The sequence below is a fragment of the Paraburkholderia sp. 31.1 genome (assembly GCF_014397645.1).
Classification (GTDB): Bacteria; Pseudomonadota; Gammaproteobacteria; order Burkholderiales; family Burkholderiaceae; genus Paraburkholderia; species Paraburkholderia tuberum.
Map to the genome: position 1 here is coordinate 65,992 of NZ_VZQN01000036.1, position 20,282 is coordinate 86,273.

14 protein-coding genes are annotated in these 20,282 nt (G+C 67.2%); 4 read left to right on the forward strand and 10 right to left on the reverse strand.

Annotated elements, in window-relative coordinates; translation table 11 throughout:
• Positions 1–19: 19 nt before the first annotated feature.
• The 7 genes from guaD to F6X37_RS25765 all read right to left on the reverse strand — a co-directional run bounded on the left by guaD (position 20) and on the right by F6X37_RS25765 (position 10,042).
• Complete coding sequence (guaD, locus tag F6X37_RS25735) at positions 20–1,387, reverse strand: guanine deaminase (protein ID WP_187613240.1); 1,368 nt, start codon at positions 1,385–1,387, stop codon at positions 20–22.
• Between the two features lie 178 nt (positions 1,388–1,565).
• Complete coding sequence (locus tag F6X37_RS25740) at positions 1,566–2,615, reverse strand: adenosine deaminase (protein WP_184027573.1); 1,050 nt, start codon at positions 2,613–2,615, stop codon at positions 1,566–1,568.
• Between the two features lie 47 nt (positions 2,616–2,662).
• Positions 2,663–3,679 carry a xanthine dehydrogenase accessory protein XdhC gene (gene xdhC, locus F6X37_RS25745; RefSeq protein WP_187613241.1) on the reverse strand — a complete coding sequence of 339 codons (1,017 nt, stop codon included), beginning with the start codon at positions 3,677–3,679 and terminating at the stop codon, positions 2,663–2,665.
• Positions 3,660–6,149 (reverse strand): xanthine dehydrogenase molybdopterin binding subunit, encoded by a 2,490-nt coding sequence (gene xdhB, locus F6X37_RS25750; protein WP_187613242.1) that lies wholly within the window; start codon positions 6,147–6,149, stop codon positions 3,660–3,662. Before xdhB ends, xdhC begins: the two co-directional genes overlap by 20 nt.
• Positions 6,149–7,687 (reverse strand): xanthine dehydrogenase small subunit, encoded by a 1,539-nt coding sequence (gene xdhA / locus F6X37_RS25755; protein WP_187613243.1) that lies wholly within the window; start codon positions 7,685–7,687, stop codon positions 6,149–6,151. Before xdhA ends, xdhB begins: the two co-directional genes overlap by 1 nt.
• 337 nt (positions 7,688–8,024) lie before the next feature.
• Entirely contained in the window at positions 8,025–8,534 is a 510-nt protein-coding gene (locus tag F6X37_RS25760; RefSeq protein WP_187613244.1) for a disulfide bond formation protein B, read from the reverse strand.
• Between the two features lie 128 nt (positions 8,535–8,662).
• Positions 8,663–10,042 (reverse strand): amidase, encoded by a 1,380-nt coding sequence (locus tag F6X37_RS25765; protein ID WP_187613245.1) that lies wholly within the window; start codon positions 10,040–10,042, stop codon positions 8,663–8,665.
• 214 nt (positions 10,043–10,256) lie between these two features.
• Here F6X37_RS25765 and F6X37_RS25770 point away from each other — a divergent pair, with 214 nt between their 5' ends.
• The 3 genes from F6X37_RS25770 to F6X37_RS25780 all read left to right on the forward strand — a co-directional run bounded on the left by F6X37_RS25770 (position 10,257) and on the right by F6X37_RS25780 (position 14,659).
• Positions 10,257–12,014, forward strand: a complete 1,758-nt coding sequence (locus F6X37_RS25770) for a cation:proton antiporter (protein WP_187613246.1) — start codon at positions 10,257–10,259, stop codon at positions 12,012–12,014.
• 128 nt (positions 12,015–12,142) lie between these two features.
• On the forward strand, positions 12,143–13,594 hold the full coding sequence (locus F6X37_RS25775) for a gamma-glutamyl-gamma-aminobutyrate hydrolase family protein (RefSeq protein ID WP_187613247.1): 1,452 nt from the start codon (positions 12,143–12,145) through the stop codon (positions 13,592–13,594).
• 351 nt (positions 13,595–13,945) lie between these two features.
• Complete coding sequence (locus F6X37_RS25780) at positions 13,946–14,659, forward strand: DUF2968 domain-containing protein (protein WP_184027607.1); 714 nt, start codon at positions 13,946–13,948, stop codon at positions 14,657–14,659.
• A 9-nt stretch (positions 14,660–14,668) separates the two neighbouring features.
• On the opposite strand, the gene F6X37_RS25785 is transcribed toward F6X37_RS25780, so the two are convergent.
• Together F6X37_RS25785 and F6X37_RS25790 are read right to left on the reverse strand one after the other, a co-directional pair.
• Positions 14,669–15,706, reverse strand: a complete 1,038-nt coding sequence (locus F6X37_RS25785) for a hypothetical protein (protein ID WP_187613248.1) — start codon at positions 15,704–15,706, stop codon at positions 14,669–14,671.
• Between the two features lie 200 nt (positions 15,707–15,906).
• A complete protein-coding gene (locus F6X37_RS25790; protein WP_187613249.1) occupies positions 15,907–16,431 on the reverse strand; it encodes a GNAT family N-acetyltransferase in 525 nt (174 codons plus the stop codon).
• Between the two features lie 320 nt (positions 16,432–16,751).
• Here F6X37_RS25790 and F6X37_RS25795 point away from each other — a divergent pair, with 320 nt between their 5' ends.
• Positions 16,752–18,053: an MFS transporter gene (locus F6X37_RS25795; protein WP_187613250.1), complete on the forward strand. Its 1,302-nt coding sequence runs from the start codon at positions 16,752–16,754 to the stop codon at positions 18,051–18,053.
• Between the two features lie 74 nt (positions 18,054–18,127).
• On the opposite strand, the gene F6X37_RS25800 is transcribed toward F6X37_RS25795, so the two are convergent.
• Positions 18,128–19,975, reverse strand: a complete 1,848-nt coding sequence (locus tag F6X37_RS25800) for a tetratricopeptide repeat protein (RefSeq protein WP_187613251.1) — start codon at positions 19,973–19,975, stop codon at positions 18,128–18,130.
• Between the last annotated feature and the right edge of the window lie 307 nt (positions 19,976–20,282).

Genomic DNA, 20,282 nt, shown 5'->3' on the forward strand with positions numbered 1-20,282 from the left:
GTCTCAACCGAAGCTGGTGTCAAGCCGCGATCTTCGCGCGCCCCGGCACGCGCTGGCGCGCGTCGTCGCGGCGATGCACGCACTTGCCGGCCGCATACGTTTCATACACGGCGCGATCGTCACCGAGCAGCGCGAATGCGAACAGCAGCTCCTCGAGCGATTCGCGCCGCGCGGTGCGGCGCGCGAGCAGCGGCGTCGCCTGCGGATCGAGCACGACGAAGTCCGCTTCCGAGCCGTCCCTCAGCGTGCCGATCTTGTCGCCGAGATCGAGCGCTTCGGCCGCGCCGGCGGTCGCGAGATAGAACATGCGCGTCGCCGTCAGATGATGGCCGCCGAGGCGCGCAACCTTGTGCGCTTCGTTCATCGTCTGCAGCATCGAGAACGACGTGCCGCCGCCGACATCGGTCGCGAGCGCGATCGGCATGCCGGCCGAGTCGGCCTTGTCGAAGTCGAACAGGCCGCTGCCGAGGAACAGGTTCGAGGTCGGACAGTGCGAGGCGAGCGCGCCGGTTTGCGCCATGCGCCTGCGGTCCTCGTCGTCGAGGTAGATGCAATGGCCGTACACCGCGCGACGGCGCAAGAGCCCATAGTGATCGTAGATGTCGAGATAGCTGCGGTGGCCGGGGAACAGCTCGGCGACCCATTTCACCTCGTCGGTGTTCTCGGCGACGTGGCTCTGAACGAACACGTCCGGATGCAGCCGCGCGAGCGCGCCGCATGCTTCGAGCTGCGCCTCGGTCGAGGTCGGCGCGAAGCGCGGCGTCAGCGCGTACATCTGGCGGCCGCGATCGTGCCAGCGGCCGATCAGCTCGGCGCTGTCGTCGTAGCCCGATTGCGCGGTGTCGCGCAGGAACGCGGGGCAGTGGCGGTCCATCAGCACCTTGCCCGCGACCATGCGCAGATTGCGCGCTTCGCTCTCGGCGAAGAGGGCGTCGGCGGATTCCTTGTGCACCGTGCAGTACACGAGCGCGGTCGTCGTGCCGCAGGCGAGCAGTTCGTCGAGGAAAAAGCTCGCCGTGTCGCGGGCGTGCGCGATGTCGGCGAAGCGGCGCTCGGTTGGGAACGTGTACGTGTCGAGCCACGGCAGCAGACCCGGCGCCGGCGACGCGATCATGTCGGTCTGCGGATAGTGGATGTGGGTATCGATGAAGCCCGGCACGATCAGCTTGTCGCGCCGCTCCACGACCTGCGTGCCGGGCGCGAGCCGCGACGCGAGCGCCGCATACGCGTCCGCCGCGACGACGCGGCCGTCTTCCACGATCAGGAGACCGTCCTCGTGGAACACCACGGCGTTCGGCGCGTGCGCCGGATCGCCGTTGAAGGTCAGCAGAGGGGCGCGGAATGCCGCTTGCGCCGCCGCTTGCGCGGTATGAGCCGATTCAGTCATGGAAAAGCTGTCTCCGAATGTTGAAAGCTGGGCGGCGCAGGCAGCGGCAGCGGCTTCCCGGTTCGGGTCGTTGCCGTTTGCCCGAACGAAGCGAAGCCGCCGGCCGCCGACGTCGGTCGAGGCCTGTCAGTTGAAATCCGTCGGCGCGCGGCTCAGTGCCGCCACTCAGTGCCGCCACTCAGTGCCGCCAATACGCGTCGAGCTTACCGATCAGCATCGCGCGTTCCTCGGGCGTCACGAACGACGCCTCGAAGCCGTTGCGGATGATCGTGTAGACCTCGGCGTCGTCGAGCTTCAGCGCGTCGATCGTCGCCAGATAGTTCGCGTTCACGTAGCCGCCGAAATAGGCCGGATCGTCGGAATTGACGGTCACCGCGACGCCGCGATCGAGCAGGTCTTTCAGCGTGTGCCTGGTCAGGTCGTCGAACACGCACAGCTTCAGGTTCGACAGCGGGCACACGGTCAGCGCGACGCGCGTATCGGCGAGACGCGTGACGAGCGCGGGGTCCTCGATGCTGCGCACGCCGTGATCGACGCGGTCGACCTTCAGCACGTCGAGCGCCTCGTAGATGTAGGACGGCGGGCCTTCCTCGCCCGCATGCGCGACGAGCTTCAGACCGAGCGCGCGCGCCTTCGCGAACACGCGCTCGAACTTCGACGGCGGATGGCCGCGTTCCGACGAATCGAGCCCGACGCCGATCAGCCGATGCTCGTACTGCTCGAACAGCGGCAGCGCTTCGTCGAAGGTGGCGAGCGCATCGTCCTCGGACAGATGGCGCAGGAAACACAGGATCAGCTTGCTCGACATGCCGCGCTTCTCCGCGTCGGCGAGCGCGCGTTCGATGCCGGCCACGACGGTCGCGATTCGCACGCCGCGCTCGGTATGCGTCTGCGGGTCGAAAAAGATTTCGCTATGCACGACGTTGTCGGCGAGACAGCGCTCGACGTAGGCCATCGTCATGTCGTAGAAGTCCTGCTCGTGCAGCAGCACGCTCGCGCCCGCGTAGTAGATGTCGAGGAACGATTGCAGGTCGGTGAACGCATAGGCGGCGCGCAAGGCTTCCACCGAGTCGTAGGCGAGCTTCACGCCGTTGCGTTGCGCGAGCGCGAAAATCAGCTCGGGTTCGAGCGAGCCTTCGATGTGGATATGCAGCTCGGCCTTCGGTGCGCGCGCGGTTTTGTCGGCGAGCGTAACGGAGGAAACAGGGGTAGCGGTTGTCGGGTTCATCGTGGTTTGGAATTGTGTGTTGGGTAACGAGCGGCGCAGGCCGCGTATCAAACCGCCTGCGTCGGGTGGCGCGCACCCGCGTTCGCCTCGACGGCCTGCAGCACCTGCGCGGCCGCCGAGATCGCGATGACCTCGGGCGACTTGTCGACGATGCCGTCGACGCCGAGCGGACATTTCATCCGCGCGATCCGCGCCGGATCGATGCCGCGAGCCGCGAGCCGATGCTCGAACTGCTTGCGCTTGGTATGCGAGCCGATCATGCCGAAGAACGCGAAGTCGCCGCGCCGCAGGATGCGTTCGGCCAGTTCGAGATCGCGCGCGTGGTTGTGCGTCATCACGACGAAGTACGTGTTCGGCGTGGCCTGATCGATCGCCTCGTCGGGTGCGTCGTTCGCGTCGATCCTCACGTTCGGCGCGTGCAGCGCATCGAGCGACGGAAACTGCGCGTCGCGCTCGTCGACCCAGCGCACCGTGCAAGGCAGTGTCGCCAGCACGCGCACGAGCGCCGCGCCGACGTGACCGGCGCCGAACAGCACGACGGCGAATTCGCCCGGCGCGATGGTTTCGGTCAGGAGCGCGCTGCTGTCGTCGAAACCGGCGCCGTCCCACAGCAGACAGTCGGCGCCGTCGATGCCGGGCTCGGGCTCGGACAGCATCACCGCATCCGGCGCGGGGCCGAATGATACGCTGCGCACCGTCGATTGCCCCGCCGCGAGGCGCTTGGCGAGCGACGTGAGCCAGCCGAGATCGCCGACGTCGAGCCGCTCGAACGCGAGGATCACGGCGCCGCCGCAGCACTGGCCGAGGCTCGGCCCCAGCGCGAAGCGTTCGAGCCGCCGCATGTGCGGCGCGCGCATGCCGTCGCGCAGCACCTGGCGCGCGGTCTCGATCGCCTTCCATTCGAGGTGGCCGCCGCCAATCGTATGCCTGGCCGCCTCGCGCGTGACGATCATCTTCGTGCCGGCTTCGCGCGGCGCCGAACCTTCGACGCGCGCGACCGTCACCAGCACGGCGGCGTCGCCATGCGCGAGCAGATGTTGCAGGTCAGTGAGCCAGGCTTGCATCCGGCGATTCTCCGTGGGGGGCCGCGTGGGGCGTTTGCGCGGCGGGTTGCGTGTTTGTGTCGGGGCTATCGGGGTGCGCGGCGGCTTCGGTCGGATCTGCGTTCTGCGACGCGTTCATCGCACTCAACGTGTCCAGCGCATCGAGTATCGCCTCGGGCGTCGCCGGCGCGCGCAACGGCGGAGCATGTCGCGCGCCCGGCACTGCGGCCGCGATCGCGTCGCGAATCGCGAGAAACACCGAAAACGGCAGCAGCAACGGCGGCTCGCCGACCGCCTTCGAGCGGAACACGGTCGGCTCGGCGTTGCTGTTGTCGTAGAGCCGAACGTGGAACGCGGCGGGCGTGTCGCTGACCGCGGGAATCTTGTACGTCGACGGCGCGTGCGTCATCAGGCGGCCGTCGCGGCTCCACCATAGCTCTTCAGTGGTGAGCCAGCCCATGCCCTGAATGAAGCCGCCTTCGATCTGGCCGAGATCGATCGCCGGATTGATCGACTGGCCCGCGTCGTGCAGCAAGTCCGCGCGCAGGAGCTTCCACTCGCCGGTCAGCGTATCGACGACGACCTCCGACACCGCCGCACCATACGCGAAGTAGTAGAACGGATGACCGGTCAGCGACTTCGCATCCCAATGCACTTTCGGCGTCGCGTAGAAACCGTCCGACCACAACTGCACGCGCGCGAGATACGCGGCGTTGACGAGCTGTTCGAACGGCAGCGCGCCGCCGTTCACCGACACGCTGCCGCGCGCGAACTGCACGTCGTTGGCGTCGCCACCGAGCTGGCGCGCCGCGAGTTCCGCGAGCCGCGCGCGGATCGTCCGCGCGGCGGCTTCGGCGGCCATGCCGTTCAGGTCGCTGCCGGTCGAGGCCGCGGTGGCCGACGTGTTGGCGATCTTCGAGGTATCGGTCGCGGTCACCCGGACGCGCGCGAACGGCAAGCCGAACTGATTCGCGACCACCTGCGCGACTTTCGTGTTGAGCCCCTGGCCCATCTCGGTGCCGCCGTGATTGACGAGCACGGAGCCGTCCTTGTACACGTGCACGAGCGCGCCGGCCTGATTCAGGAACGGCACGTTGAACGAGATGCCGAACTTGACCGGCGAAAACGCGAGGCCGCGTTTGAGCACGGGACTCTTCGCATTGAATTCGGCGAGTGCCGCGCGACGCGCGCGGTAGTCACTCGAATCTAGCAGCGCGTCGGTCAGCGGCGCGATGATGTTGTCTTCGACGCGTTGTCCGTACGGCGTCGTATCGCGTTCGCCGACGCCGTAGTAATTCGCGAGCCGCACGTCGAGCGGATCGAGCCGCAGCTCGCGCGCGATGCCGTCGAGCAGCACCTCCATCACGAGCGCGCCTTGCGGTCCGCCGAAGCCGCGAAACGCGGTGTTCGACTGCGTATTGGTCTTGCAGCACAGCGCGACGATATCGACGTCGGACAGGTAGTACGCGTTGTCGACGTGGCACACCGCGCGCGTCGCGACCGCGCCGGACAGATCCGCGGAATAGCCGGCGCGCAATGCGATTTCGACGCGCACGCCAAGCAGGCGGCCTTGCTCGTCAAAGCCCGCTTCGTACTCGTAGACCGCATCGTGGCGCTTGCCGGTGATCAGAAAGTCGTCGTCGCGATCGGCGCGCAGCTTGACCGGGCGACGCAGGCGTTGCGCCGCAAGCGCGGCCACGCACGCGAACAGCGCCGATTGCGATTCCTTGCCGCCGAAGCCGCCGCCCATGCGCCGGCATTCGCAGACGACGTTATGCGCGGGCCAATCGAGCATGTGCGCGACGACCTGCTGCATCTCGCTCGGATGCTGCGTCGAGCTGTAGACGAGCATGCCGTCCATTTCCTTCGGCACCGCATAGGCGATCTGGCCTTCGAGATAGAACTGCTCCTGGCCGCCGACCTCGAACCTGCCGGCCAGTCGATGCGGCGCGGCGGCGATCTTCGCGTCGGGGTCGCCGCGCCGCAGATGCAGTGGCGGCAGCACGAACTGCTTCGCGGCTTTCGCATCGGCGACGGTGAGGATCGCGTCGAGCGGCTCGTAGCGGATCACGTCGTCGCTTTTCGCGAGCGCGGCGGCGCGACGTGCGAGTTCGTGGCTCTCGGCGATCACCGCGAAGACCGGCTGGCCCAGATAGAGCACTTCGCCGTCGGCGAGGATCGGATCGTCGTGCAGCACCGGGCCGCAATTGTTTTCGCCGGGGATATCGTCGGCACTCAGCACCGCGATCACGCCGGGCGCGTTTCTCACTGCGTCGAGATCCATCGACACGATGCGCGCATGCGCATGGCGCGACAGGCCGAGCGCCGCGTGCAGCGTGCCGTGCAGCTCGGCGATGTCGTCCGTGTAGGTCGCTTCGCCGCTCACGTGCAGCGCGGCGGATTCGTGCGGCAGCGGTACGCCGATCGACGCGTCCTCGCGTTGATCGGCACGCGCGCCCGCGGGTTCGATAAAGGCATCGGTCCGGTTCATCACGGCGACTCCTTCACGACGATTGCGTTGGCCTCGAACGCGAACGCGTTCACGTCGCAGAGCGCGAGCGGCGCGTCGTCGCGCGTTTCGAGGTAGAAGCGCCACAGCAGGTTGCGCGCGACCCTCAGCCGATACGCGCTCGACGCGCGCATGTCGGTGAGCGGCTGGTAGTCGGCGGCGAGCGCGTCCATCGCGCGACGGGCCGTCGGTTCGTTCCACGCCGCGCCGTTGAGCGCGGCTTCGGCATGCGCGGCCCGCTTCGGCGTCGCCGCCATGCCGCCGAACGCGACCCGCGCCGCGCGGATCGTGCCATCTTCCGCGACGTGCAGCGCAAACGCCGCGCACACCGCCGAGATGTCCTGGTCGTAACGCTTCGCCACCTTGTAGGTGCGAAACCGCAGCGCGCCAGCCGGGCGAGGCACGCGCAGCGCGCTGACGAATTCGCCTTCCGCGAGCGCGGTCTTCTGATAGCCGAGGTAGAACGCGTCGAGCGGCACGGTGCGGGTCGTGCGATCGCGGCGCAACTCGACGTCGGCGCCGAGCGCGAGCAGTGCCGGCATCGAATCGCCGATCGGCGAGCCGTTCGCGACGTTGCCGCCGAGCGTGCCCGCATTGCGGATCGGCAGCGATGCGAAGCGCGTCCATAGTTCGGCGAGTTCAGGGTAGTCGGCGGTGAGCGCCGCGTACGCGTCCTCGAGCGTGACCGCCGCACCGATGGTCAGCGTTTGCGCGTCGCCCGCGATCGTCTTCAGTTCCGCGACGTTGCCGGTGTACAGCAGATCGCCGAGATCACGGAACTGCTTGGTGACCCACAAGCCGACGTCGGTGCTGCCCGCGACGATGCGCGCGTCCGGGTGCTGCGCGCGCAGGGTCGCGAACGCGTCGAGCGTGAGCGGGGCGTGGAAGGTGGGCGAGCCGAAGGCGGCGCCGCGGGTGCCGGGCGCGCTGTATTCGAACGTGTCTTCGCGTTGCAGCGTGCGCAGCGTGGTCGCGATGGCCTCGCGGTCGAGCGCGACGCGCGGATGCTGCGCGTAGTCGAACATCTTCTGCGCGGCGTCGATGATCGGCCGGTAGCCCGTGCAGCGGCACAGATTGCCGGACAGCGCGGCGTCGATTTCATCGCGGGTCGGCAGGCCGGCGCTGACGGGCTGGTTCTCGTAGAGCGCCCACATCGACATGACGAAGCCGGGTGTGCAGAAGCCGCATTGCGAACCGTGGCAGTCGACCAGCGCCTGCTGCACCGGATGCAGCGCGCCGTTCGCGGCGCGCAGGTCTTCGACGGTGAAGAGGGCGCGGCCGTCGAGTGTCGGCAGGAACTGGATGCAGGCGTTGACCGCCTTCAACGTGAGGTCGCCGCGCGCATCGAGTTCGCCGATCACGACCGTGCATGCGCCGCAGTCGCCTTCCGCGCAGCCTTCCTTGGTGCCGGTGCAGCGCAAGTCCTCGCGCAGGTGCTGCAGCACGGTGCGCGTCGCCGGCACGCCCGCGACCTCGCGGACGGACCCCTGATGGTAGAAGCGGATGGTTTGCGTTGTCATGGCGAATCGGAAGACAGTGCGGACCGGGCGCGCGTTACGCATGGGGTCGCAAAAAGCCGGCCTCGCGCACGTAGATCGCCATCCATACCCGAAGATAGCACTACCCCGGCCCGAAAATATTTCCCGTGTCGCATGAAGCTCATGCGGCGGCGGTCATGATCCGGGTACGATTCGCGCCGAGGCGAGAACGTCGGGCAGAAAAAACGCCGGACTTCGGTGCCCGGCATGGGCAACACGAAGTCCGGCGTCATTGGCGATGCGAATCGGTAAGCGCCCTGGCGGCGAGTTCGGCGCTTCAGACGGCGTTCGAAGCTCGCTCGACCAGGTTTCACCGCCGTCAGGCCACCCGACGGCGATTGCGCACGAGGCTCAGCACCAGCGCGACGAACGCGACGATAAACGCGACGCCCGACCACATCGGCAGCGTCAGCCCGAGAATCGGCGGATAGGCGGTTTCGCAGAGGCCCGCAACCTTGAACACGCTTGGCAGCCAGTGCGCGGGGGGCAGGCTGTCGACCACCGGTTGCAGTGCGTCGAAGCCGCAGCTGAAGCCAGGATTCGCCTGGATGTACACATGGCGCGCCGCGGTCGCGATGCCGGCGAGCGCCGACAGCGCCGCCATCACTTCGAGCAGGCGCACGCCGCGCCAGTGCCTGAAGCTCGCGCCGAGGAACGCGAAGATCGCGATCAGCAGGAAGAAATAGCGCTGGATGATGCACAGCGGGCACGGGTCTTCGCGCAGGCCGAACTGCAGATACAACGCACCGCCCACGAGGGCGAGGCAGATCAGGCCGAGCAGAACCAGCAGGGTGCGCTCGCGGCGCAGCATTGCGGAGTCGTTAGTCATGGATCATCGATTGGTCTGGAGACGAAAGGGCGGGTGCCCGCGATTCTAGCGCGAACCCCGGCCGCGCCACTTATTGCCTGAACATTGGCGCGGCGGCGACCGCGCCGGGCGGCCAACCCCGGCGCGCTTTACCGGATCGCTTTCAGCACTGCCTCGGCCGCGCGGCCGATCGCGAGCAACGCGTCGTCGGCGTGCGGTGCGCCCGCCAGCATCAGGCCGACCGGCGCGTCGCCGCGCAGATGGCACGGCAGCGACAGCGCGCAGCTATCGAGGAAGTTGAACGCGCTCGGATTGCGCAGGATCAGCGCATTGGTGCGGCCGAACGCGTCGTCGTCGTTGAGCAGGTCGGCGAGGCGCGGCGGCACGACCGGCACGGTCGGCGCGACGAGCGCGTCGAAACGCTGCCACAGCGTGCGCGCGGCTTCGTCGAGCATCGCGTCGCGCTCGGCGACGAGGTCCAGATAATCGACCGCGCTGGCCGGCTGCCCCTTCATGATGCGCGCGAGCACGCGCGGATCGTACTGCTCGCGATGCTTGTCGAGCAGCGGACGATGCCACGCATACGCCTCGATCGACGAAAAGCCGAAGCGGTTGATCTCCGGCAGCCGGTCGAGCGGCGCGAAGCGCACCTCGCTGACGATCGCGCCGGCCGCCTCCAGATGCTTGAGCGCGGTATCGATCGCGCGCGCGACTTCGGGCTCGACGCCGTCGGTCACGAAATTGGTCAGCACGCCGAGGCGCACGCCTTCGAGCGGCCGCGCGGCCGGGATGCGCGGCTCGAGCCCGGCGAGCATCCGGTCGACCAGCGCGCAGCATGCGACCGACACGCCGATCGGCCCGAACGAATCGAGCGTCGACGACAGAGGCACGCCGCCCTGCTTCGGGATGCGCGCGGCGGTCGGCTTGAAGCCGGTCAGCCCGCACAAGGCGGCCGGGATGCGGATCGAGCCGCCGGTGTCGGTGCCGAGCGCGACCGCGGCCATGCCGTCGGCGACCGATGCGGCCGCGCCCGACGACGAGCCGCCCGAAATCCGCTCGTCGCCCTTCACGCCGCGCCGGTACGGCGACAGCGGATGGCCGTAGTGCGGATTCAGGCCGAGTCCGGAAAACGCGAACTCGCTCATGTTGGTCCGCCCGACGATCACGGCGCCGGCCCGCTTCAGACGTGCGACCGCGACCGCGTCGGCCTTCGCGGCGGGCGCGTCGGCGAGCACGACGGAGCCCGCGCGGGTCGGCTGGCCTTCGATGTCGAACAGGTCCTTGACCGACACCGGAATCCCGGCGAGCGGCGACAGCACGGTGCCGGCCGCGCGCAGGCGGTCGTGCGCGTCGGCGGCGGCGCGCGCGGCGTCGGTGTCGACGTGCATGAAGACGGCGGCGCCCTGGCCAGCCGGATCGGCGATCCGGTCCAGCGCGGTTTCGACGAGCGCGCGGCTCGTCGTGCGGCCGGCGGCGAGATCGGCGGCAAGCTGGGCAAGCGGAGGGAAGGGGGCGAATTCAGTGGCCATGATGTCGGTAGAAATCCGGTTGAGCGCAGCGCGGGCGCATGAGCGAGGCAGTGCGGAGCCAAAGGGAAAGGTCCGTCCGCATTGTAGAGCAAGGTTTTGCGGCCGAGCGGCCTGCTACTGGCGGCGCGGCGCGGCGCGCGAATTCGCCAAAAAGATGGTCGGTTCGTTTGCTACACTGCGCTTTCTGAGATTACTGTTTGTAAGGAAAGCGCTCATGCACCATGGCATCGGCTTCATCCAGGATCTGGCCGTCGTGATGGCGCTGGCCGGCGTCGTCACCGTGCTGTTCCATCGGCTGAAGCAGCCGGTGGTGCTCGGCTATATCGCGGCCGGCGTGATCATCGGACCGTACACGCCGCCGTTCCAATTGATCCACGACGAACAGACGATCCAGACGCTCGGCGAGCTGGGCGTCGTGTTCCTGATGTTTTCGCTGGGCCTCGAATTCAGCCTGCGCAAGCTGTTCGAGGTCGGCGCGACGGCGATCGTCGCCGCGCTGTCCGAAATCGTGCTGATGCTGTGGATCGGCTACGAGATCGGCAGCGCGTTCGGCTGGACGCCGATGGACTCGCTGTTCCTCGGCGCTATCCTCGCGATCTCGTCCACGACGATCATCGTGAAGGCGCTGTCCGATCTCGGACTCAAACGCGAAAGCTTCGCGCAGCTCGTGTTCGGCATTCTGATCGTCGAGGACATTCTCGGTATCGCGATGCTCGTGCTGCTGACCGGCATCGCGCAGACCGGGCAGCTGTCGGCCGGGCTCGCGGCCGTCACCCTCGGCAAGCTGCTGCTGTTCGTGACGGTGTCGCTGCTGGTCGGCGTGCTGCTCGTGCCGCGCGCGCTGAACTACGTCGCGCGCACGGGCAGCGACGAGATGATGCTCGTGTCCGTGCTCGGCTTCTGCTTCGGCTTCTGTCTGCTGGTCGTCAAGCTCGATTACAGCATCGCGCTCGGCGCGTTCCTGATCGGCGCGATCATGGCCGAGTCGCGTCATCTGCATCGGATCGAGCATCTGATCGCGCCGCTGCGCGACGCGTTTTCCGCGATCTTCTTCGTGACGATCGGACTGATGCTGAACCCGGCCGTGATGCTCGACTACGGGTGGCCGATCGCCGTGATCACGCTCGCGGTGATCGTCGGCAAGATCGTGTCGTGCGGGCTCGGCACGTTTCTGTCGGGGCAGGACGCGCGCACCTCGATGCGCGTCGGCATGACCGTGTCGCAGATCGGCGAGTTCTCGTTCATCATCGCGACGCTCGGTCTGACGTTGAAGGTGACGAGCGGGTTTCTGTATCCGATCGCGGTCGCCGTGTCGGCATTGACGACGCTGACGACGCCATATCTGATCCGCGTCGCCGATCCGCTCACGCGCCGCATCGGGCAGGCGATGCCCGCGACGTTGTCCAACGTATTCGGCATGTACGGGCAATGGCTGCGCAGTTTGATCACGGCGCGCGGCGAGCCGACGCTCATCGGCATGACGCGGCGGATCGTATTGCAGATCGCGGTGAATCTCGCGCTCGTCGCGGCCATTTTCCTGGCCGTGTCGTATAGCGCGCCGCATAGCGGCCGGCTGCTCGCGCACTGGCTCGACGACGAGCCGCTGCAACGCGTCGTGCAGTGGAGCGTCGCGCTCGTCGTTTCGCTGCCGTTTCTCGTGGCCGTGTATCGCAAGACCAAGTCGCTCGCGCTGCTGCTCGCCGAAGTCGGCGTGCAGCCGACCACCGCGGGACGCTTCACGAGCGCGCTGCGTCACGCGATCGCCGATCTCGTGCCGATCGTGTCGATGATCGGCGTGTTTCTGCTGGTGGCGGCGCTGTCGGGCAGCATCCTGCCGCCGACTGGCCTGCTCGTCGCGGTGCTCGTGTGCGCCGCGCTGCTGCTCGCGCTCGTGTGGCGCTGGTGCGTGAAGATTCATGCGTCGATGCAGATCGCGTTGCGGGAAACCTTCGAAGAGCGGCCGGATCCTTGACTCATCGGGGTCGGTGTAACGCTTCGCAACAATGTGAGCAATTGTGTGCGGGTTTGCGGGGCCTGCAGCACTGACGGATAATCAGGGCATATTCATTCGTTCGCGTGTAAGGCGCCCGTCCGACAGTCATGAGCGAAAACAAACCCGAAAACGCCGGCACGACCGGCAGTCCGCAGCCGGCCTCCCCCGCGCCGAGCAGCGCGCCGGCCGAACCGGCCGCCTCGCTTCCTCCCTCGCATGAAGATGCCACCCAGTCGGTCGCCAAAGACACGAGCCCGGCGGCCGAGGAGGCGACCGCGAGGTCGTCGACCGACGATCCGCTCAGCGCATCGTCGGTCACGCCCGAAGATCCGCGCACGGCGCGGCTGCGCGACGCGGCCGAGGCGCGCAGCGCCGCCGCCGAATCGACCGCGCGGCAGGAAGCCAAGGTGCACGAGCGCGAAGCGCGGCGCGCTGGTACGTACGCCGGCGGCGCGACCATGGTGAAACCCGAGCCAGTCGTCAAACCGACGGCGGCCGCCGGCGAGCCGCACGCGGGCGGCATTAGCGCCGCGGACCTCGCCACCGAAGACGAAATCGCCACCGAGGCAGCCGCCGCACCCGCGGCGCGCGCGCCCGGCTCGCCGCCGCCCGGTTTCGGCGCGGCACCCGATTTCAGCGCCACGAACCCGCCGCCACCCAACGCGCTGCCGCCGTCGCCACCGCGTTATCTGAAGCAGAGCGACTCCGCGTGGAGCGTGTTCGGCCGCATCATCGCGGCGCGCGCGCGGCAGCTGTTCGATCGCGCGGGGCAGCGGATCACGCAGCGCACGCTGCGCATCGGCGTGTCGGCGCGCATCTTCCATCCGGAACCGGGCGCGAAGGGCTTGCGCGGCAAGACGCTGCAGTATCTGGAGGAGTCGGTCGCGCACTGGGTGATGTCGCGCGACGTGCTGGTGTTCATGATCCCGACCGTTGGTCATCAGGGCATGCTGCACCCGAGCAACATCCGTCTGCGCGACTATGCGAAGCATCTCGATGGCCTGCTGCTGCAAGGCGGCGCCGACGTGTCGCCGCAGACGTATGCGGAATCGGCGACCAGCCACGAATGGCCCGGTGACCGCGTGCGCGACATGTACGAGCTCGAGCTGCTGCACGAGTTCGTCGAATCGGGCAAGCCGGTGCTCGGCGTGTGCCGCGGCTGTCAGCTGATCAATGTCGCGTTCGGCGGCACGCTATATCAGGACATCGCGACCGAAGTGCCCACCGCGAACGCCCACGTCAACGAAAACTACGATCAGCACCGGCACGGCGTGCATTTTCCGGATGGCTCGACGCTGCTGAACATGTTCCCCGGACGGCACGACGCGATCGTCAACTCGATCCACCATCAGGCGGTAAAGACGCTGGGCCGCGATCTCAATATCGAGGCGGTGTCGGCGTCGGACGGCATCATCGAGGCCGTGCGCTACCGGCGCGCGCCGTTCGTGATGGGCGTGCAGTGGCACCCGGAGTTTCATCGCGCGGGCGGCCCGGAGCTGCTCGATTGCACGCCGTTGCTCGATACGTTCCTGCGGGTCGCGCGGGAGACGCGGTTTTAAGCATGGCGGGTTTGCGTTGGCGCGGCGTGCGCGGTCGAGGTTGAGGTTGAGTCCGCGGCGTGGTTGCGCATCGGTCCCGCGCTTTCGCTGTTTTCTTCAGCCCGACGGAGACATTCCATCCATCTGACGCACTGTCACGTTATGTGGCAGGGCGTTTTCTTCTCTCGAAATAATCAGGAGTGCGAGCTGGGTGGCGTCTTTATTTTGCGACTGTGATTTTGGATGGAGTGATTTGCTGCACCAACCGTCTATCTCGATTTCGAGCGTGTCTATACAGTGCCCACGAGCTTCGCGTCGCGATAAATCCGCGCGATAATCCAACGTCATTCTCGATCGGCGTGGAGCAGGCATATGAAGTACTCCTTGGTTATCCGGCGCGCTATGTTGCTCGCCGGTGTCTATGCGTTGTGGCATACGGGTGTTGCAGTGGCACAGCAGGACAGCGTGAGCGCGCCGCTGGCGGGCACGCGGCCGGCTCCAGGGGAGTTGGCGCCGCGAGAGGCTGGCCCCCAGTCCGTCGCTGAGCCCGAGGTGTCCGCGAATACGCCCGCCGCCGCGCGCGGCGACGTCGCCGATTTGATCCAGTTGATCCACGACGCGAACCTCAGCGAACTGCGCACGACCTACAACGGCAGCTACGGTGCGAGCCTGTTCTTCCATCCGCCGCGGATGACGTACTACGTCGCGTTGTTTCAGAACAAGCATTTCTGGCGCGTGATCAGGAGCGATTCGGCAGAGCGCGCGGAAGCGATCTACGCCGGTTTCGCGCAGCAGACGCAGCAACTCGCGGACGTCGAGATTCATCGCACGCGGTTGCAGGCGCAGAATGCGTATCTGCAGGGCAGCATCGCGATATCGCAGCAGCAGGCGCAACGGCTGCAGACCGATCTCGACGTCGCCCGCACGCAGCAGGCGAAGGTCGACGACCGGCAGCGGCAGACGCGCGACGAGGCGCTCGCGCTGCGCGCGGAGCGCGACAACGCGCAGGCGCAATTGCGTCAGCTTCAGAGCGCGGTCACGCGCTTGCAGCAGCAGACGGAAGCGGGTTTGCCTGCGTCGAAGTAACGGCAGCGCTCATTGTGCGAATTGTTCCGGGATTTCGGTGACGCGACGCTGCGATATGTGGTTCATCCACTCGGTGCTATTTGCCGGCAGATTGTTCGACACGGTGGAGCGCGGCAGCGGCGCGACGTCGCGCAAAGACATCATGGCGAACGTCGTTACATCAGCGTATCCGTCTTCGCCGAACCGGGTACGAACGCGCGCTTCATGCGATGGGTCATTCGCGGCATGCCGATTTACCGGAAGCGGATGCGTTTGCACGCGAAGCGCACGACGCGCAGGCGATGAGCGAATCGCGTCACGCGGCGTGGGCGCATGTCGCGTGGCGGTGCCCTGAGGCAAAGCCACGATGCGCGCGGGTGCGGTGGCGGCCATGTCGACAGGTAATGGCGGAAGCACAGGAGCCGGTGTGACGGCCTCCGCGATCACCGGTGCCTCGGGACTCGCAACCAGATGCTGCGCACGACGCTTTTCTACCGGCGCCGGCGCATCACGACGGGGCATCAGAGCTTGCGCCGATTTCAGCATGTCGGAGGCCATATGCCGCGGCGCCGGAGGCTGATCGACGATCCACCACGCCAGCACCGCGACGCAGCCGATTACGCCGGCACTCGCCGCGACCGTTCGCCGATGCCGCACAGTGCGCCGCTGCGCGATTCGCGGCGAGCGGGTCTTGAGCGCGATTCGCATTGGACCCTGAGGCACCTTCCGTTGCATAGCGGGATGCGCCGCCGTCGCGGTATTCGACGGTTCCCCGGCAGGCTGCATGGCGTTCGCGACGGGCGTCTCTGCCGGCCGCTTCATGTCGGTCAGCACGCCGGTCAGCACGCCGTCGATCGACACCCACTGCCCATACGACAGCAACTGCTGATCTCTGACGCACACGGTGCGCAGCAGCGCGGCATACAGCGAATCGAGCCCGGTTCGCCAGCGCTGAGCGCCGGACAGCAACGCCCAGTCGCGGCCGAACGGTTCGGGCAACTGGTCGAGCGCACGGAGAGGGGGAAGCGCGAATGCGCCTTCGATCAGGATGAGCGGCGTGCTGGTCATCGGTTTCTTCCGGTGTCTCGGACAGTCACACCGGTGCGGCAGTGACGGAATCTGTACGGGGCCGACGAAGCCATCGGCAACAGAAAATCATGCCTCGAAACTACGTCGTCCACCGTTCAGACGACTCCGAAAACAGGAATACCGCCGGCGCGCGCCGTCCCCGCGACGCCACGCGCTTCACGCACACTCAACCACGGCGTTCAAGCCTTCAACCGGTACACGTAGCGCAATGCGGTGATATCCACGCCGCCCATCTGATCGGGCTCCGCGCCGACCAACTGCCAGCCGTGTCGCTCGTAAAAGCCGATCGCCGCCGTATTGCCCTCGAGCACGTACAGATACAGCTGTGCCTCGCCTTGCGCGCGCGTCCAGTCTGCGGCTGCGTGCATCAGTGTTTTGCCGACGCCGATGCCCTGATAACCGGGCAGCGCATGCAGGTTGTCGAGCAGCACGCCCCACGCGGACTCGGGCTGGCGCTCGACGCACACGAAGCCGGCCGGCTCGCCGGCCAGCTCGGCGATCAGCACGATGCGGCGCTCGCCGCCCGGCGCGCCGAGACGTGCTTCCCAATAGGCGGCGCGTTCGCGCGTGATTTCGCCGTCGAGGAACGCGTCGGGCAACAGACCGCGATAGGTCGCCTGCCAACTGGCGCTGTGGATCGACGCAATCAGCGCGGCGTCCTCGAGCGTGGCGGGGCGCAGGGAAAGAGCAGGGGTGGTTCGCATCGGCGTAATCGACTGAATGGCCTCGCGCGGACAGTCTACGGCTGCCCGCGGGTGTCGCGCGTAAGCAAATTGTATGCGTCTCGCGTCGACCCTATCAGCAGTAACATTACGTGGCATCGGCCCGACATCGAGCTCAGCGTTTACCCTCATATCGAATGAGCGCCGTGAGCAGCAAAATGCGGCGCCCCCGGGCGCACTTGCTTATACCTGTGCGTTCGCCTGCAGCATCCGCTTGCCAAGCAGTGGATCGTTTCAACTGCCCGCTCGTCACCGTCCGCGTCGATCCGTCCGACAGGGCGGCGGGCCTATCCGAGAGTGTCATGTCTACAGCGACCCACGCCGCTTCCACCACCGAAGAATCCAAGGTCAAGACAGTGTTCCGCGTTGTCAGCGGCAACTTTCTTGAAATGTACGACTTCATGGTCTATGGCTACTACGCTTCCGCGATCGCCAAGACCTACTTTCCTGGCGGTAGCGATTTCGCGTCGCTGATGCTGTCGCTGTCCGTGTTCGGCGCGGGCTTCCTGATGCGTCCGCTCGGCGCGATCGTGCTCGGCGCCTACATCGACCATCACGGCCGTCGCAAAGGCCTGATCCTCACACTGAGCCTGATGGCGCTCGGCACGCTGACGGTCGCGACGATACCGGGCTACGCGACCATCGGGCTCGTGGCGCCCGTGCTGGTGCTGCTCGGCCGGCTGCTGCAAGGCTTCTCCGCCGGCGCTGAGCTCGGCGGCGTGTCGGTGTATCTGTCGGAGATCGCGACGAAGGGCAACAAGGGCTTCTATTGCTCGTGGCAGTCGGGCAGCCAGCAGGTCGCGGTGGTATTCGCCGCGCTGATCGGCGTGGGGCTCAACAAGATTCTGCCCGCCGAGCAGATGTTCGCGTGGGGCTGGCGCGTGCCGTTCCTGATCGGCTGTCTGATCGTGCCGTTCCTGTTCATCATCCGCCGCTCGCTGCAGGAAACCGAGGAGTTCACGGCGCGCAAGCATCGTCCGAGCGTGGGCGAGATCCTGAAGTCGATGCTCGCGAACTACCCGATCGTGCTGGGCGGCATGGGCATGGTCGTCATGACGACCGTGTCGTTCTACATGATCACCGCTTACACGCCGACCTTCGGCAGGGAAGTGCTGAAGCTGTCGGCGATCGACGCGCTCGTCGTCACCGTCTGCGTCGGTATCTCGAATCTGATCTGGCTGCCGTTGTCCGGCGCGTTGTCGGACCGCATCGGCCGCCGTCCGGTGCTGCTCGCGTTCACGATCCTGACGATCCTCACCGCGTATCCGGCGCTGCAATGGCTCGTCGCCGAACCGTCGTTCGCGCGTCTGCTCGCCGTGCAGCTGTGGTTGTCGTTCCTGTACGGCTGCTACAACGGCGCGATGGTCGTCGCGCTGACCGAAGTGATGCCGGTCGAAGTGCGAACCGCTGGCTTCTCGCTCGCGTACAGTCTCGCGACGACGATCGGCGGCTTCACGCCGGCCATCGCCACGCTGCTGATCCACGTGACCAGCAACAAGGCGGCGCCGGGTCTGGTCCTCGGTGTGGCGGCGATCTGCGGTCTGCTCGCGACGCTGTTCCTGTATCGCACGCCGGAGGCGCGCAATCAATATCGGGCGGCCTGACGGTTCACTTCGTGTTCTGAAAACAAAAGACCCCGCGAAAGCGGGGTCTTTTGTTTGCGGCGCGTGGTCTGTGGCTACCCGTGCCGCAATTCGTTAGCGACCACCTCGACGACTTCATCCCACGCGCCCGGCCGCGGCTGACGCACGAGCGTCGCGCCGGGATACCACGGGCTGCGCGTGTCGCCGTCGAACCAGCGCCAGTCGGCGGCGCACGGCAGCATCAGCCACAGCGGCTTGCGCAGCGCGCCTGCGAGGTGCGCGATCGACGTGTCGATCGACACCACCGCGTCGAGCCGCTCGACGATCGCCGCGGTATCCGCGAAGTCGCCGATGCGGTGGTCGAAGCGATGGATCGCGGCCGCGCGCGGATGCGCGTCGAGCGCCGCGCGGTCGTCCTCGGACAGATCGGGCTGCAACACGATCCAGTCGATGCCATTCAGTGCGAACAGCGGCTCCAGCGCGGCGAGCGGCATCGTGCGGGTTTCGTTGCGCTGGATGCGCCCCGACCATGCGAGCCCGATCTTGCGCTTCGCCTGACCGCCGAGCGAGCCGCGCCATTTGCGGCCATAGGCCGGCGGCACGCTCAAATAGGGCGTGCGCGCGTCAATCGTGTCGTAGCGCGTGCCGAGCGCTAGCGGCAGGCTCAAGAGCGGAATCTGCAGATCGGCGGCGGGGCGCGGCTGGCCCTGCGCGATCAGCGAGACGCGCCACGTCTTCGCGACGGGCGCGAAGAGCGGCACCAACTGCGGCTGCACTTCGAGCACGACGCGCGCGGCGCGTTGCGCTGCGAGCGGTACGAAGCGCACGAACTGCAGCGTGTCGCCGAAACCCTGTTCGGCATGGATCAGCAGCGTGTATTTTTCGATCGACTCGCCGTGCCAGCGCGGCAACGTCTGGATCACCGGTTGCGCGACGGTTTGCAAGCGCCATTCGTATTCGGGCAGCCCGCGCTCGAAGTCGCGCATCGCGAGCCACGCGAGCGCACGGTTCATATGCGCGGACGCGAGATCCGGGCGCAGCCGCAACGCCTGATCGAGCGCGCGCACCGCGGCCGCGTGCGCGCCGAGCGCCTGGTGCGCGGTGCCGAGCGCAAGCCACGCGAGCGCGAATTGCGGATCGAGCCCGACCGCGCGCTCCAGATACGGCAGCGCCTGTTCGGCACGGCCGAGCGCCGCGAGCGCGTTGCCCATGCCATAGATCGCCGGCGGCAGGTTCGGCTGCAGACGCAGCGCCGCTTCAAATGATGCGACTGCCCGCGCATGGCGGCCGGTCGCATCGAACGTATTCGCGAGATTGAAGTGCGCGGCGACGAAGCGCGGCTCGGCGGCGAGCGCGGCCTCGAAGCAGGGCACCGCCTCGTTCGGTCGATCGAGCGCGTTCAGCGACATGCCCATGTTGTTCAGCGCGCCCGCGTGACCGGGGCGCAGCTCGAGCGCGCGCCGGAACGACGCGATCGCGTCCGCGTGACGGCCGAGCGCGTGCAGCGCGTTGCCGAGATTGTTGTGCGACGACGCGTCGTTCGGCTGCAGGCGCAGCGAACGTTCGAACGCATCGGCGGCGTCTTCGTGACGGCCTTGCGACGCGTACGCGTTGCCGAGGTTGTAGTGCGCCATCGGGAAGCTCGGCGCGAGCGTCAGCGCGTTGCGGAACTGCTCGATCGCGGCGTCGATCTGGCCGAGCGCCTTCAGCGCATTGCCGAGGTTCAGCTGCAGCGCCGCGTCTTCGGGGCGCAGATCGACCGCGCGCCGCACCAGCGCCGCGGCTTCGGCGTGCTGGCCCTGCTGGTGGCGCAGCACGCCGAGCAGATGCAGCGCGTCGACGTGGCTGGGGTCGTGGTCGAGCGTGGCGCGGTAGCCGCGTTCGGCGTCGTCGAGGCGGCCGTCACGATGCGCCGCGAACGCGCGGTCAAATACAGGTTGCATGACGGGGAGGGCATTTGGATCAATCAGACTGAGGGCGCATTTTCCCATACTTGCGCAAGCGGCCCGGATTTGCGCGGAGCGTGAGTTCATGGGCAACGACGGATGGACCCCCCGCGCGACCCGTCTTGCCGACGCGCGATTGATGCAGCGCACCCGTGTGCGCAAGAGCGGCGGCGTACACTAGGGTCTGTTTACATATGGAACGCACGTGCGTTGCCGCGAGAAGGGCCGCTCGCAAGGATTGCGACGCCGCGAATACTCGACGTATTCGCAAGGAGCATGACGCAGCGAGCGGCCCTTCTCGCGG

Bases quoted from the DNA above. Each gene is read 5' to 3' on its own strand.
- guaD (WP_187613240.1), bottom strand. From the start codon at position 1,387: ATGACTGAATCGGCTCATACCGCGCAAGCGGCGGCGCAAGCGGCATTC.
- F6X37_RS25740 (WP_184027573.1), bottom strand. From the start codon at position 2,615: ATGAACCCGACAACCGCTACCCCTGTTTCCTCCGTTACGCTCGCCGAC.
- xdhC (WP_187613241.1), bottom strand. From the start codon at position 3,679: ATGCAAGCCTGGCTCACTGACCTGCAACATCTGCTCGCGCATGGCGAC.
- xdhB (WP_187613242.1), bottom strand. From the start codon at position 6,149: ATGAACCGGACCGATGCCTTTATCGAACCCGCGGGCGCGCGTGCCGAT.
- xdhA (WP_187613243.1), bottom strand. From the start codon at position 7,687: ATGACAACGCAAACCATCCGCTTCTACCATCAGGGGTCCGTCCGCGAG.
- F6X37_RS25760 (WP_187613244.1), bottom strand. From the start codon at position 8,534: ATGACTAACGACTCCGCAATGCTGCGCCGCGAGCGCACCCTGCTGGTT.
- F6X37_RS25765 (WP_187613245.1), bottom strand. From the start codon at position 10,042: ATGGCCACTGAATTCGCCCCCTTCCCTCCGCTTGCCCAGCTTGCCGCC.
- F6X37_RS25770 (WP_187613246.1), top strand. From the start codon at position 10,257: ATGCACCATGGCATCGGCTTCATCCAGGATCTGGCCGTCGTGATGGCG.
- F6X37_RS25775 (WP_187613247.1), top strand. From the start codon at position 12,143: ATGAGCGAAAACAAACCCGAAAACGCCGGCACGACCGGCAGTCCGCAG.
- F6X37_RS25780 (WP_184027607.1), top strand. From the start codon at position 13,946: ATGAAGTACTCCTTGGTTATCCGGCGCGCTATGTTGCTCGCCGGTGTC.
- F6X37_RS25785 (WP_187613248.1), bottom strand. From the start codon at position 15,706: ATGACCAGCACGCCGCTCATCCTGATCGAAGGCGCATTCGCGCTTCCC.
- F6X37_RS25790 (WP_187613249.1), bottom strand. From the start codon at position 16,431: ATGCGAACCACCCCTGCTCTTTCCCTGCGCCCCGCCACGCTCGAGGAC.
- F6X37_RS25795 (WP_187613250.1), top strand. From the start codon at position 16,752: ATGTCTACAGCGACCCACGCCGCTTCCACCACCGAAGAATCCAAGGTC.
- F6X37_RS25800 (WP_187613251.1), bottom strand. From the start codon at position 19,975: ATGCAACCTGTATTTGACCGCGCGTTCGCGGCGCATCGTGACGGCCGC.